Here is a 13,520-nt window from a genome sequence, read left to right on the forward strand (position 1 = left end):
TTTTAAAGAGCCTCTAATCAAGAGGCTCATATAGGATTAACGAACTTTCAGTGTCGCTAGGCCAACCAATACTAATACCATTGAGATGATCCAAAAGCGCACGATTACACGCGGCTCTGGCCAACCTTTAAGTTCGTAGTGGTGATGAATCGGTGCCATGCGGAAAATACGCTGACCACGCAATTTGTAAGAGCCCACCTGCAGAATAACTGACAAGGTCTCCATTACAAACACACCGCCCATGATAACCAGTACCAATTCTTGGCGAACTAACACAGCAATCACACCTAATGCACCACCAAGTGCAAGAGAGCCCACATCGCCCATGAATACTTGGGCTGGGTAAGTGTTGAACCATAGAAAACCAAGACCAGCACCCACGATAGCCGTACAAACCACAACCAGTTCAGAGGTGTATGGGATATATGGAATGTGTAAGTATGCCGCGAAGTTAACGTTACCTGTCGCCCATGCAATCACAGCAAAGCCAGCCGCAACCATAACCGTTGGCATAATTGCCAAGCCATCTAGGCCGTCCGTTAGGTTTACCGCGTTACTGGTACCCACAATAACAAAGTACGTTAGCACTATGTAGAACAAGCCTAACTGTGGCATCACATCTTTAAAGAAAGGAACAACCAATTGTGTTGCCGCGGTATCGTGTCCATGAGCGTATAGAGCAAACGCCACAACCAATGCAATAGCCGATTGCCAGAAGTACTTCCAGCGAGCAATCAAGCCATCGGTGTTCTTACGAACCACTTTACGGTAGTCATCAACAAAGCCGACCACGCCATAACCAGCAAGTACCACTAATACCGCCCAAACGTAAGGGTTAGAAAGATCAGCCCACATTAATACTGTAATAATAATGGCAGCTAGGATCATCACGCCACCCATGGTTGGTGTACCACGTTTGCTAAAGTGAGATTCAGGGCCGTCATTACGAACAACTTGGCCAATTTGTAGCATTTGCAGACGCTCAATTAAACGAGGTCCCATCCACAGCGACAGACATAAAGCCGTCAAAATACTCGCGATTGCACGAAACGATAGGTATTCGAACAAACGGAAAAAAGAAAGGTGTGGCTGTAGTAGCTCTGCAAGCCAAATTATCATGAAAAGTTCTCCTTTAAAGCAGCGGCTATTTTACTCATTCCTGCACTATTCGCGCCTTTTACCAACAAGGTATGTGACGCATTTTCTGGCAAGCGTAAGTGCTGCTCTATGTGCGCGATCATCGCTTGATGCGTTGCAAAGTGGGTACCGTTACAGACCTCACTAATCACCTTGGTATCATCACCGTAAGTGAGTACATGCTCAAAAGCGAATGGGGCAGCATATTCACCGACTTGACGGTGAAGTGCAAGACTTTCGTCGCCTAATTCAGCCATATTGCCTAAAATCAACCAACGTTGACCTTTGAAGCTCGACAGCAGTTTGGCTGCCGCCTTCATCGCGGGTACGCTGGCGTTATAACTGTCATCTATCAGCTTGATATTCTGACTTAATTGTTGAACCTCAACTCGTCCTTTAACCGAGATAAGATTCGCTAAACCACTTTTTATTTCATCAAGCGTTGCGCCAAATTGAATGCTCAACGCTGCAGCCGCCAACGCGTTCGCCACGTTATGCTGACCAATAATGCCAAGTTCAATAGCTGTAACACCTAGTGGCGTTTGCATATCAAAGCAAGCTTCGCCTTGATCGTTGATTTCGATATTTTCAGCAAAATAATCGGCTTCACAGCTACTTTCAGAAAATGTCAGTACCGTTTTATCCGCGAGTGCTTCATTCCAAAAGTCACCACCGTTGCTCTCTAAGTTAACAATAGCAGTATCGCTGGCAGCAAGACCCTGAAAGATCTCACCTTTCGCTTGTTTCACACCATCAATCGAACCAAAGCCTTCTAAATGAGCCGCGGCTACATTATTAACTAAGGCAACTTGTGGCTTCACTAGCTGAGTGGTGTAGGCAATTTCACCAATATGGTTAGCGCCTAATTCGATCACAGCATAGTCATCACTTGATTCACTGCGTAACAAGGTCAAAGGCACACCAATATCATTATTGAAGTTACCCGCCGTAAACAGCACCTTGCCACGCTGCTGTAAAATGCTCGCCACCATCTCTTTAACGGTCGTTTTGCCACAGCTGCCTGTAATCGCCATCGTTGGCACGTCACATTGTTTGTGAATCCAAGCACTTAGTTCACCTAAAGCAAGTTTAGTGTCTTCGACAACAACTTGAGTAATATTTAGGTCAAGTTTTCGTTCGACTAACAACGCGCTCGCGTTTGCTTCAACGGCTTGATGGCAAAAGTCATGCGCGTCGAAACGCTCTCCAACGATAGCGACAAACAAGGCGCCTTCTTCAACGGTACGAGTATCCGTTGAAACTGCATTGATTACGTTATTGTTCGAGTTGCCCGCTTTGATCAGCTCACCACTGACCACGGAGCAGATTTGCTCAAGTGATACATCAATCATTATGAAATACCTAAAAGTTGAAGCGCAGACTCTCGGTCTGAGTAATGTACCGTTTTATCTTTCAATACTTGGTAATCCTCATGGCCTTTACCAGCCAGAAGAATAATGTCATCGCTGCCTGCCTGCTCAAGCGCAAACTTAACGGCTTGATAGCGATCGTGTTCGACAAACGCAGCTTCAGGTTTACTTAAGCCAGCCAGCATGTCTTTGACAATCAGTGCCGGTTCTTCGCTACGAGGGTTATCATCTGAAATAATGATTTTATCGGAGAACTGCTCTGCGGTCGCTGCCATCATAGGGCGCTTACCAGTGTCGCGGTCTCCACCACAACCAAAGATTGCCCACAGTTTTCCTGAGCAATGCACACGCAGTGCTGCCAATGCTTTCTCTAGCGCATCGGGCGTATGAGCGTAATCGACAACCACCTTGGCTTTACTCGGAACTTGGAAAAGCTCCATACGGCCAATCACAGGTTGAAGCTGAGGCGCAGTGTCGACCAAGATTTGCTTTTCGATACCCAAAGAAAGCAAAGTAGCAAAAGCAACCAGTACGTTTGATGCGTTGAACTGACCAATCAGTGGAACAGAAAGCTTCCCTTGTCCCCAACTACCATCGAAAGAGAGCTTGATACCGGTTTCTGCATAAGCGACATCAGATGCCCACACCGACTGTTGATAGCCCGTTAGCGGTAACAGTGAGACTGCAATGGTATTGGATAAGTCCGGCATCCAAGCTTTACCCACTTCGTCATCCACATTGATCACTGCGTGCTTGCATTTGTGTTGAGTAAACAAGCTCTTCTTAGCCAGAGCGTACTCTTCCATCGTGCCATGGTAATCAAGATGATCACGACTCAAGTTAGTAAATACACCAGCCTCAAAGTCCAAAGCCTTTACTCGACCTTGCACCAAACCATGAGAAGATATTTCCATTGCGGTATACACCGCTTTTTCTGCAGCTAATTCACTCAGCGTACGCTGTATTTCGATGGCACTGCCTGTGGTATTCGCTGCGGTTTTTAATTTGTCTAAGAAACCATTACCTGTCGTGCCCATTACCGCAGAACGTTGCCCGACGAGATCAAGCCATTGAGCAATCAATTGGGTGATGGTGGTTTTGCCATTGGTGCCGGTAACACCAATCAACTTAGTCGCTTGAGACGAGTAAACACGACCAGCTAACTCAGATAGCACCAAGTTAAGGTTGTTAATGTAAATAACAGGGACAGTATCCAACCATTCAATCAGACCATGAGGTTTTTCAGCATCGGCCTGTGCAATAACAGCATGAGTTCCCAGTGCGACCGCTTTGTCGATAAAACGACGGCCATCAACAGCATGTCCGACTACGGCAACAAAAATATCACCTTCCTTGATGGCTCGGCTATCTAGCTCCAATTGCTCAACAGCAATCGACTCCAGTTCAGGTGAACTAAAGTCTCCCCAAGGAGAAAGTAAAGATGACAGCGTGAGGCTATTACTCATATTGAATCCTGATTAACTCTATTCTTGAAACTTATTTTCATCAGCAGGGACGTTCATTATTTGCAGTGCGCCCTTCATGATTTCAGAAAAGACGGGGGCTGCGACTGAACCACCATAGTAAAGGTCGCCTTGAGGCTCATTGACCACAACAACCAATGCCACTCTTGGATCACTAACTGGAGCAAAGCCTGCGGTAACCGCGATGTATTCATCACTGTAGCCGCCAGCTTCAGCCTTACGAGAGGTACCCGTTTTGGCTGCAACGCGGTAACCCGGAACGGCAGCTCTTGTCGCCGTACCGCCTTTTTGAGTCACCCCTTCTAGCATATTCAAAACCAGTTCAGCGTTCTCGCGCTTGATGATTTGCTTAGAAAAATCTTGGTCGTTACTCTTAATAATATGAATCGGCTCATACAAACCTTTGTTAGCTAACGTCGCATAGGCATGTGCCAACTGCATCGGCGTAACAGACAAGCCATAACCGAACGCTAAGGTGGCAATTTCAAACTTTGACCAACGACGGCGATTCGGGAAAATACCGCTCGTTTCACCAACCAAATTGAGCCCAGACATCTCGCCTAGACCAACCGAACTGTACATCCCAAGCAAGGCTTCAAGTGGCATGTTAAGCGCCAATTTCGCAACACCGATGTTACTCGACTTTTTGAGGATCAGCGCTAAGTCAGCTTTGCCAACTTTGGAAGAGTCTCGCACGCGGCTACCACCGATCTGCATAATGCCATTGCCAGTATCAATAACGATATCTGGATCTGCAGTACCGTTCTCCAGCGCCGCCAAAACCACAAAAGGCTTCACGGTAGAGCCAGGTTCCATTGCATCGGTGAGCACGCGGTTACGCATTTTGAAGCTTTGTAAGTCAGCGCGGTTGTTCGGATTATAAGAAGGGGCATTAACCATGGCTAACACGGCACCCGTTTTTACATCGAGTAGTACCGCAGAGCCTGAAGTCGCTTTGTGATCGGCCACAGCTTGCTTAATCGCGCGATAAGCAATGGCTTGTAATCGTTGATCGATCGTTAATTCGAGTGGTTTGCCTTCTTCACGCTCTTCTAAAGCAATGTTTTCAACAACGCGTCCATAGCGATCTTTACGAATCGTCCGCTTACCCGCTTCGCCCGTGAGCCATTTGTCATAGCTGCGTTCAACGCCTTCCAAACCGTGCCCGTCAATGCCGGTAACACCGATAAGGTGTGCACTGACTTCGCCTGCGGGGTAGTAACGTCGAGATTCCGCTTTCAGGCCAACACCCACCAGCTTTAGTTCACGAATATACTTAGCCATCGCTGGGCTAACTTGTCTTTGTAAGTAAACAAATCGGCGGGATTTGTTGCTAGAGATCTTGTCGATCATCGATTGTCGTTCTAAGCCAAGTACATCAGCTAGCGCATACCAGCGATCAATCTGGGCCATGCCATTTTTATCGAAAATCGTTTTCGGGTCGGCCCATACCGCCTCTACTGGAACACTCACAGCAAGCGGTTCGCCATTGCGGTCTGAGATAATGCCGCGGGCGGAAGGAATAGCCTTAACACGTACCGAGCGAAGATCGCCCTGACGGATTAAGTTATCTGGTTCAATAATTTGGATGTAAGCCACACGACCAACGAGTGCAGCAAAGGCAAGAAACACGAAAGCAATAACGACGTTGAAACGCCATTTGATAAGAATTGGATCCGAATCCTTTTCGCTCTTCACTCGCTCTTTCGTTGATTTCTTAACGGGCTTGGCGGGTGCTTTTTCCTTTTTACCGGTCATTTCAGTGTGATCACAACTTCTTTGTCAGAGTCTGGACGTTTCATGTCTAGCTCTCGTTTTGCCGATGCTTGAACGCGGCTATGTTCAGCCAAAGCCGTCTCTTCAAGCATTAAATTTCGCCACTCATCATCAAGCTGTTCTCGTTCCACTAATGCCATGTCTTTTTTCGTGATCGCCTGACGTGAATTATGTGTCGTAAGAACGACCCCCATCGCACTCGCAAAGATACAGATAAGAAGTACCAATGGAACCTTGCCCACGGAGATCAAATCAAAAAATATTATCTTGGCTAAGTTAGGCTTGGAGGTCTTCATTGACTATAGCTTTTCTGCGATTCGTAGTACTGAGCTACGCGAACGAGTATTCTCATCCACTTCATCTTTAGAAGGCTTGATCGCTTTACCAATTGGTTTTAGATCGGCACTGCCTAAAGCTTTAATTTGATCTTCTGTTAGCGGTAAACCGTGAGGAACTTGTGGCCCTTGGCTCTCTTTACGAATAAAGCGCTTCACCATACGGTCTTCAAGCGAGTGGAAACTGATAACAGAGATACGACCTTGAGGAGCAAGAATGCTTGCTGCGCCTTTCAGTGCGGTATCGATCTCTTCAAGTTCGCTGTTGATGTAGATACGGAATGCTTGGAAAGCACGTGTCGCTGGGTGCTTTTTCTCTTTGAAGCTCTTTGGAGCGACATCAGAGATAAGCTTAGCCAATTGGCCAGTACGTGTTAACGGTTCGTTCTCTTCGTTCTCTTGATAAGCAATGATGCCTTTCGCGATACGACGAGCGTGTTTGTCTTCACCGAACTCACGAATAACCCATGTAATGTCATCAAGATCCGCATCAACTAGCCACTGAGAAACCGGAATACCCGTTGTTGGATCCATACGCATGTCTAGCGGGCCATCTTTCATGAAGCTAAAGCCACGTTCTGCATCATCTAGCTGTGGTGAAGAAACACCTAAATCCAGTAAAACACCATCCACTTGACCGACTAAGTCATAACGCTCTGCATATTCAGCCATACCTGAGAATGGGCCGTGAATAATCGTAAAACGGGGATCATCAATCTTCTGAGCTTCAGCAATCGCTTGTGGATCGCGGTCGATACTAAAGAGTCGTCCATTCTCGCCCAGTTTAGACAGGATTGTACGGCTGTGACCACCACGGCCAAAAGTACCATCGATGTAGGTACCGTCAGGTTTGATCGCAAGTCCGTCAATAGATTCGTTAAGCAATACTGAAATATGTTTGAATGCTTCTGTCATAGTCTTCTCAGTGAGTGGATTGAGCCATTAGTTCGGCAATAATTTGTTCTATTAACGTTTTAGTGTACTGATTTCACGCCGTATCTCCACCATATTGTGTATAGGCTTTGGGAATTTTTGACCCAAGCTCATATCAGGGTGAAGGATTCTAAGGAAATCTAAATAATTTACGTCAATATAAAGCAAAAAACCCATCACTACCGTTAAGTAATGATGGGTTCTTTATATAGGTGGAGTTGACACATACGCCGGGTTCTGTTCCGCTTGCGCGGCGGTAACCATTCGTCTAGGCCTACAATCGCTCACAGGCTCAAGCAATCTACCCGCCCCCATACGCGAGCAGCGCAATGCGAGGGCCTATTTGATCTTGCTCCGGGTGGAGTTTACCTTGCTACGAACTGTTGCCAGCCGCACGGTGCGCTCTTACCGCACCCTTTCAGCCTTACCTGTGCCTCTTCCGAAGAAATGAGGCCATCGGCGGTCTTCTCTCTGCTGCACTTGTCGTGGGCTCGCGCCCCCCAGACGTTATCTGGCACCCTGCTCTATGGAGCCCGGACGTTCCTCCCCTCTACCAGTCTCCCGAAGGACTTCAACGTCAGTTTCCCGAAGGACCTCAACGTCAGTCTCCCGAAGGACATCAGCAAAGCAGCGATTACCCGTTCAACTCCGAGGGCGGATTGTATAGAGATTAGTGAGCAGTGTCTAGCGAGATCACAAATATGCTGCAAACCTCTAATCGAACGCATAATTTTTACACAATCTAGACAAAAAAAGAGGAATAACGGTAATACCATCATTCCTCAGAAGCTTTTTTAATAAAGGTTATCTACTCTATAAAGAGGTATCTAGTTGTCTAGATACTCTAAGCCCCATTTGTATAAAGCGTTCTTTTTCAGATTGTAGATTTCTGCTGTCATCGCCGCCGCTTTTTTAAGGGGTAACTCTTTGGTTAGAATACCAAGGGTGCGAGTTGCTTCGTCTGGCAGATCGGTGCTCGCTTCTTCACGGTGACCATGGATCAGCAACACCATCTCACCACGTTTGCGGTTCGAGTCTTCTTCTATCCACTCAATCAACTCACCTAATGGTAAACCTTGAATGGTTTCAAATGTCTTGGTTAGCTCACGAGCCAACACGACCTCACGGTCTGGTCCTAAGATCTCTAGCATGTCCTGCAGAGAATCCGTAATACGGTGCGGTGATTCGTAGAAAATACATGTGCGCTCTGCTTTTGCAATCTCTAAGAACTTATCTTTGCGCCCCTTACTCTTTGGTGGCAAGAAGCCTTCAAAGCTGAAACGATCCGACGGTAAACCTGACGCACTTAGTGCGGTAATCACAGCACAAGCACCAGGAAGTGGCACAACTCTCACACCCGCTTGACGACATTGTGAGACAAGATGGTAACCTGGATCACTGATTAAAGGAGTACCCGCATCAGAGACTAATGCGATAGACTGACCTTCTAATAACCTTTCGACTAGAACTTGTGCTTTAGTTTGTTCATTATGATCATGTAAAGCGAACGTTCTGGTTGATATATTGAAGTGAGCAAGCAGCTTACCCGTGTGGCGTGTGTCTTCGGCTGCAATAACATCGACACTTGATAAAATTTCAATTGCTCTTTGAGTGATATCTCCCAAATTTCCGATTGGGGTTGGCACAATGTAGAGAGTTGGGCTCTCTGTGAGCAAGGTTTTGTTATCTGTCATTTGTTTACCATCACTTCAACGATTAATATAGATACAAATTTATACGGAATTTAAAGAACTCATGGCAACGATGAACCATAAGAGACTCAGTGTACCACGCTTACTAACTCCAATTGCATTAGCAATTACATTGGCGGCTTGTTCTTCAGGTCCTCAAGCACCAACGCGTGTTGATATTACACTAGATCCAGCGCAATCAACTGAAAGTTACATGATGCAGGCGGATAGTAGCAAAGGAAGTCTACAAAACGACTGGTTAATCATGGCACTTAAGGCTTCTGTGCAAGCTGGAAAAACCGATCAAGCGACTCTGCTTATCAAGCGCTTAGCCAAACAAGAGCTGAGTGAAATTCAACAAGCAGAATGGCAATTAGCTCGCGCTCAACTGCTGGTGAATAACTCGCAACCACAGCAAGCGTACAGCCAGCTGAACTTTCAGCCTTGGTGGAAGCTTCCGAACGAGCAGTGGAAAGATTATCACGAGCTACGCGCTAACATTTCTGAAATGCAAAACGAGTATTTCGAAGCAAGCCGTGAGTTAGTCCTTTATTCAGAATACGTAGACGCTGATGACGAAAGCCAACAGATAACTGCCGACCGTATTTGGCAGAACCTGAATAGCTACTCTCAATATGAGATTCTAGAACTTAAGACTTCTCCGACAGAAGACGTTCTAGCAGGTTGGTTACAACTGGCTATTTATATGAAGACGCTGAACTCTAACCTTCCAGACCTACAGAAAACCCTGTCTGATTGGCTGGCTGAGAACCCTCGTCATCCTGCAGCAACCTACACACCTCAGGCGATCACTGACATATTGGCGCTAGAGATCAGCAAACCAACCAGCACTGCGCTATTACTGCCGCTCACGGGTAAGTACGGCAAGCAAGCACAGCTTGTGCGTGATGGTTTCATCTTTGCGATGATGAATGACAAAGAGCGCGAAGAAAACGCAACGCTAACGGTTATGGACACCAACGTACAAAGTGCTGCTGAAATTAAAGCGACACTGGAAGAGAACAAGGTAGATTTCATCGTTGGCCCGCTGATTAAGAGCAATATTACCAAGCTTCAGCAAGCGCAGAAAAACCACGAAAATTCGATTCCAGCTTTAGCTCTAAATATTCCGACGCAGCTAGAACCTGATACCAATATTTGCTATCTCGCTCTATCGCCAGAGCAAGAAGTCGCTCAGGCAGCGAAACACCTTTTTGCTCAAGGCTACAAGTACCCGCTTATTCTTGCGCCAAAAGGGCGTTTAGGTGACCGCGTTAAGCAAGCGTTTGAGAAAGAGTGGAAAAAATACAGCAACAACGAAGTCGCGATTACCTTATTCTCTGACAAGCGCCAACTTCAGCGTAATGTGAATCAGGTATTCGGCTTACAAGAGAGCCAACAGCGTATCGCTCAAATGGATGGGCTACTTAACCTAGACCTAGAAACAGAACCACGCAGCCGTCGTGATATCGACTCTGTTTACATTGTGGCGAAGAACTCAGAGCTTACGTTGATTAAACCTTTCATTGAAGTCGCGATTAACCCAGATGCTGACCAACCAGCCTTGTTCTCAAACTCACGCAGCAACAGCGGTGACAAGCAGTACGAAGATCTAACGGGTGTGTTCTACAGTGACATCCCACTATTGGTTGAGAGCAAGAACGAGCTTAACAAAGAGCTAAACGACCTATGGCCTGCACATTCAAACGGCCAAAAACGTCTGCAAGCACTGGGGATGGATGCCTACTACCTAATGGATGCATTGCCACAGATGAAAGCCGTACAGGGTTACAGCATTCCAGGTGAAACCGGCGTGTTAACCATCGACAACAACTGTGTTGTTCAACGTGAAATCAGCTGGGCAGAGCATGGGGCTTTTTAGCCGAAAGTTCCTGTCCAAACCAACAATCACCCACAAACAAGTGGGTGATAAATACGAGACCGTGGCTAAAAATTATTTAGTTGGCCACGGATTATCGTTAATTCAAGAAAACTTCATAGCTAAATGTGGCGAGATTGATCTTATAATGCGCCATAACAATACGGTTGTGTTTGCTGAGGTAAAATACCGCAAGCAAACCCGCTACGGACATGCCGCCGAAATGGTGACAGCAAAGAAGTCACAGAAGCTGCTCAAAACAGCCAATGTTTGGCTTATGCAGCAAGGCTTGTCGGTGCACTCTACAGATTTCAGGTTTGATATCGTTGCCATAGAAGGGCCGAATGACAATATCGACTGGATTCAAAACGCGATTACCCAAGGATAAACATGCTAGACAGCATTAAAGAAAGTTTTACAGAAAGTATTCAGATCCAAATTGCGGCTGCAGAAGCACTGCCAGACGCAATCACGCATGCCGCTCAAGCCATGGTTGCGACCTTGCTTAACGGAAACAAAATTCTTTGTTGTGGTAATGGTGGTTCGGCGTCGAATGCTCAGCAATTTGTATCGTGCCTACTTAATCGCTTTGAAACAGAGCGCCCTAGCCTCCCAGCAATGGCTCTCACAGCAGACAACACCACGCTAACGGCAGTAGCCAACGACTATCACTACGAAGAGATCTTCTCTAAGCAGGTACGTGCGTTTGGTCAAACTGGCGATATTTTACTGGCTATCTCTACTAGCGGTAACAGCAAAAACATCATCAAAGCGATGGAAGCAGCGGTAACACGTGACATGACGATCATCGCCTTTACGGGTAAAGATGGTGGTGAAATGGCAGGCTTACTTGGCGAACACGATGTAGAAATTCGTATCCCTTCACACCGTACAGCACGCATTCATGAAGTACACATGGTGACACTGCATTGCCTATGTGACCTAATCGATCAAGTACTCTTCCCTGCTCACGAAGAGTGATATACGGAGCATCACAATGAAATCATTAACCTCTATGAGGCTGTTTAAGCTGATTAGTGTTTCGCTACTTACACTGTCCCTGTCTGGTTGTGCTGGCATTTTCATTGCTGGTGCTGCAACCACAGCGAACTTAGTCACTGACACACGAACCACCAAGCAAATCTGGAACGATAACAATATCGAATTTGAAGTCGCAGCCATCACCAACAAGCAGCCATATCGTGGTAACGTTCGTATCACAGCGAGCTCTTACCGAGGTTCGGTTGTATTGATGGGGCAAGCAACCACTGACTCAGAGCGTCGCGCGTTTGAAAACCAAGCCAAAGAAGTGGCAGGTGTAGAAAGCATCCATAATCAGGTGCGAGTAAAAGAGCCATTGACCATCAGTGCCATTAGTAATGACAGCTGGATTACTACCAAGGTGAAGTCAGCCCTTCTAGCAAACGCTGATCTCAACGGCATCAAGGTTAAAGTCATCACTGAAGATTCAGAGGTGTTTTTACTTGGGTTAGTATCTCGCGAGCATGCTGATATCGCGACAGAAGTTGCGCGTAATGTTTCAGGCGTAAAGCAGGTGATTCGAGCGTTTGAATATGGCGAAGAAGAGACGGCCGTTAACTAGCCTTAAGCCAACCAATTAAATGCTATTTAGCAGAAAAGAAAAAGCAGCGACGAGTCGCTGCTTTTTTATTTGAGTCGTTATTTAGCTAACGTTATTTGATAACACGAAGGCTTGGGCGACCTTTAACTGGACGAGGAGGCTCAGGATCTGAGTCAGGCTCTTCAGCATCTACGTCTGCCGTTGCTACACTCAAAGATGGGCCTTTCTCTTGTTCTTCAAAAGGACTTTCTTCAATCCCTTCTTCAAAAGATTCCATGTAAGCCTCTTCAGGTTCAAACATGGTACCAGCACCATTCTCACGAGCATAAATCGCTTGTACTGCGTAAAGCGGCACGATCACAGAATGTGGACGACCACTAAAGCGAGCACTAAACGTCACAGCTTCGTTACCCAGTTCAAGTTGTCCAACCGCACGAGGCGCGATGTTCAGAATGATCTGACCATCTTGAACAAACTCTTCTGGAACTCTTACACCCGGCAATGTTGCTTCAACAACAAGGTGTGGAGTTAATTCGTTATCAACCAGCCATTCATAAAATGCACGAAGCATATATGGTCGGCGTGGAGTCATATTTGAAATATCCATAAACGCTTAGCGAACGAGTCGCATCTCACGCTCAGCTTCAGTTAGAGAAGCTAGGAATGAATCACGTTCGAATACGCGGTTCATGTAAATCTTAAGCTCTTTAGAACCAGGGCCAATTAATTCGATACCAAGCTCAGGTAAACGCCATAGTAGCGGAGCTAGGTAACAATCAATTAGGCTAAACTCTTCGCTCATGAAGTATTCATACTCAGCGAAGATAGGAGCAAGAGTCAGTAGGTCGTTGCGCAGTTTAACGCGAGCTGCTTCAGATTCTTCAGCGTTGCCTTTAACGATCTTCTCTGCAACTGAATACCAGTTACGCTCAATGCGGTACATCATTAGACGACTATTACCACGAGCAACCGGGTATACAGGCATCAACGGTGGATGAGGGAAACGCTCATCTAAGTACTCCATAATGATCTTTGAGTCATATAAAGCAAGCTCACGATCAATAAGAGTAGGTACTGATTTGTACGGGTTCAGTTCAACAAGCTCTGCTGGTAGATTTTTTTCATCAACCAACTCAACTTCAACACTTACGCCTTTTTCAGCAAGAACAATGCGCACCTGATGGCTATACATATCAGAAGCACTTGAGAAAAGAGTCATTACAGAACGTTTATTGGCAGCTACAGCCATGGAGCCCTCCAGTACACTTTAAATAAAAACAATGGAGGCCTAAAGCCTCCATTGAACATTAACATAATTTGGGAATTAGCACGG

13 protein-coding genes and 1 other RNA gene are annotated in these 13,520 nt (G+C 46.2%); 4 read left to right on the plus strand and 10 right to left on the minus strand.

The window, feature by feature from the left end; genetic code table 11:
- Window positions 1-36 precede the first annotated feature (36 nt).
- From mraY to rsmI, 8 genes are all read right to left on the minus strand, one after another.
- Window positions 37-1,119, minus strand: a complete 1,083-nt coding sequence (gene mraY, locus AC3CHU_RS13845; RefSeq protein ID WP_488524753.1) for a phospho-N-acetylmuramoyl-pentapeptide-transferase — start codon at window positions 1,117-1,119, stop codon at window positions 37-39.
- Window positions 1,116-2,489, minus strand: coding sequence for a UDP-N-acetylmuramoyl-tripeptide--D-alanyl-D-alanine ligase (locus AC3CHU_RS13850; protein ID WP_488524754.1), 1,374 nt, complete (start codon window positions 2,487-2,489; stop codon window positions 1,116-1,118). Before AC3CHU_RS13850 ends, mraY begins: the two co-directional genes overlap by 4 nt.
- On the minus strand, window positions 2,489-3,973 hold the full coding sequence (murE, locus tag AC3CHU_RS13855) for a UDP-N-acetylmuramoyl-L-alanyl-D-glutamate--2,6-diaminopimelate ligase (protein WP_488524755.1): 1,485 nt from the start codon (window positions 3,971-3,973) through the stop codon (window positions 2,489-2,491). Before murE ends, AC3CHU_RS13850 begins: the two co-directional genes overlap by 1 nt.
- Before the next feature lie 18 nt (window positions 3,974-3,991).
- The gene (locus AC3CHU_RS13860) at window positions 3,992-5,749 is read right to left on the minus strand and encodes a peptidoglycan glycosyltransferase FtsI (RefSeq protein WP_017077679.1); all 1,758 of its coding nucleotides are present in this window, start codon (window positions 5,747-5,749) and stop codon (window positions 3,992-3,994) included.
- Entirely contained in the window at window positions 5,746-6,063 is a 318-nt protein-coding gene (gene ftsL / locus AC3CHU_RS13865; RefSeq protein WP_004735995.1) for a cell division protein FtsL, read from the minus strand. The genes AC3CHU_RS13860 and ftsL overlap by 4 nt, the downstream gene beginning before the upstream one ends.
- 3 nt (window positions 6,064-6,066) lie before the next feature.
- Window positions 6,067-7,017 carry a 16S rRNA (cytosine(1402)-N(4))-methyltransferase RsmH gene (gene rsmH, locus AC3CHU_RS13870; protein WP_054547822.1) on the minus strand — a complete coding sequence of 317 codons (951 nt, stop codon included), beginning with the start codon at window positions 7,015-7,017 and terminating at the stop codon, window positions 6,067-6,069.
- 228 nt (window positions 7,018-7,245) lie between these two features.
- Window positions 7,246-7,685: RNase P RNA component class A (gene rnpB, locus AC3CHU_RS13875), an RNA gene on the minus strand.
- Window positions 7,686-7,862: 177 nt separating this feature from the next.
- Window positions 7,863-8,729, minus strand: a complete 867-nt coding sequence (gene rsmI, locus AC3CHU_RS13880; RefSeq protein WP_017084763.1) for a 16S rRNA (cytidine(1402)-2'-O)-methyltransferase — start codon at window positions 8,727-8,729, stop codon at window positions 7,863-7,865.
- A gap of 61 nt (window positions 8,730-8,790) precedes the next feature.
- On the opposite strand from rsmI, the gene AC3CHU_RS13885 reads away from it, so the two are divergent.
- From AC3CHU_RS13885 to AC3CHU_RS13900, 4 genes are read left to right on the plus strand one after another with little or no spacing between them, the layout of a single operon-like run.
- Window positions 8,791-10,608: a penicillin-binding protein activator gene (locus tag AC3CHU_RS13885; RefSeq protein WP_065207226.1), complete on the plus strand. Its 1,818-nt coding sequence runs from the start codon at window positions 8,791-8,793 to the stop codon at window positions 10,606-10,608.
- Window positions 10,595-10,993, plus strand: a complete 399-nt coding sequence (locus tag AC3CHU_RS13890; protein WP_017084761.1) for a YraN family protein — start codon at window positions 10,595-10,597, stop codon at window positions 10,991-10,993. The genes AC3CHU_RS13885 and AC3CHU_RS13890 overlap by 14 nt, the downstream gene beginning before the upstream one ends.
- Before the next feature lie 2 nt (window positions 10,994-10,995).
- Complete coding sequence (locus AC3CHU_RS13895; RefSeq protein ID WP_004729817.1) at window positions 10,996-11,586, plus strand: phosphoheptose isomerase; 591 nt, start codon at window positions 10,996-10,998, stop codon at window positions 11,584-11,586.
- A gap of 16 nt (window positions 11,587-11,602) precedes the next feature.
- Window positions 11,603-12,208, plus strand: coding sequence for a BON domain-containing protein (locus AC3CHU_RS13900; RefSeq protein ID WP_004729818.1), 606 nt, complete (start codon window positions 11,603-11,605; stop codon window positions 12,206-12,208).
- Window positions 12,209-12,299: 91 nt separating this feature from the next.
- On the opposite strand, the gene sspB is transcribed toward AC3CHU_RS13900, so the two are convergent.
- Both sspB and sspA read right to left on the minus strand, forming a co-directional pair.
- Window positions 12,300-12,779, minus strand: coding sequence for a ClpXP protease specificity-enhancing factor (gene sspB, locus AC3CHU_RS13905; RefSeq protein WP_081280015.1), 480 nt, complete (start codon window positions 12,777-12,779; stop codon window positions 12,300-12,302).
- Between the two features lie 21 nt (window positions 12,780-12,800).
- Window positions 12,801-13,436, minus strand: a complete 636-nt coding sequence (gene sspA, locus AC3CHU_RS13910; RefSeq protein ID WP_010434700.1) for a stringent starvation protein SspA — start codon at window positions 13,434-13,436, stop codon at window positions 12,801-12,803.
- Window positions 13,437-13,520 lie beyond the last annotated feature (84 nt).

It is taken from the genome of Vibrio sp. QJM3NY_39 (genome assembly GCF_057785895.1).

Excerpts from the sequence above, each read along its gene's own strand:
- mraY (WP_488524753.1), bottom strand. The coding sequence starts at position 1,119 with ATGATAATTTGGCTTGCAGAGCTACTACAGCCACACCTTTCTTTTTTC.
- AC3CHU_RS13850 (WP_488524754.1), bottom strand. The coding sequence starts at position 2,489 with ATGATTGATGTATCACTTGAGCAAATCTGCTCCGTGGTCAGTGGTGAG.
- murE (WP_488524755.1), bottom strand. The coding sequence starts at position 3,973 with ATGAGTAATAGCCTCACGCTGTCATCTTTACTTTCTCCTTGGGGAGAC.
- AC3CHU_RS13860 (WP_017077679.1), bottom strand. The coding sequence starts at position 5,749 with ATGACCGGTAAAAAGGAAAAAGCACCCGCCAAGCCCGTTAAGAAATCA.
- ftsL (WP_004735995.1), bottom strand. The coding sequence starts at position 6,063 with ATGAAGACCTCCAAGCCTAACTTAGCCAAGATAATATTTTTTGATTTG.
- rsmH (WP_054547822.1), bottom strand. The coding sequence starts at position 7,017 with ATGACAGAAGCATTCAAACATATTTCAGTATTGCTTAACGAATCTATT.
- rsmI (WP_017084763.1), bottom strand. The coding sequence starts at position 8,729 with ATGACAGATAACAAAACCTTGCTCACAGAGAGCCCAACTCTCTACATT.
- AC3CHU_RS13885 (WP_065207226.1), top strand. The coding sequence starts at position 8,791 with ATGGCAACGATGAACCATAAGAGACTCAGTGTACCACGCTTACTAACT.
- AC3CHU_RS13890 (WP_017084761.1), top strand. The coding sequence starts at position 10,595 with ATGGGGCTTTTTAGCCGAAAGTTCCTGTCCAAACCAACAATCACCCAC.
- AC3CHU_RS13895 (WP_004729817.1), top strand. The coding sequence starts at position 10,996 with ATGCTAGACAGCATTAAAGAAAGTTTTACAGAAAGTATTCAGATCCAA.
- AC3CHU_RS13900 (WP_004729818.1), top strand. The coding sequence starts at position 11,603 with ATGAAATCATTAACCTCTATGAGGCTGTTTAAGCTGATTAGTGTTTCG.
- sspB (WP_081280015.1), bottom strand. The coding sequence starts at position 12,779 with ATGACTCCACGCCGACCATATATGCTTCGTGCATTTTATGAATGGCTG.
- sspA (WP_010434700.1), bottom strand. The coding sequence starts at position 13,436 with ATGGCTGTAGCTGCCAATAAACGTTCTGTAATGACTCTTTTCTCAAGT.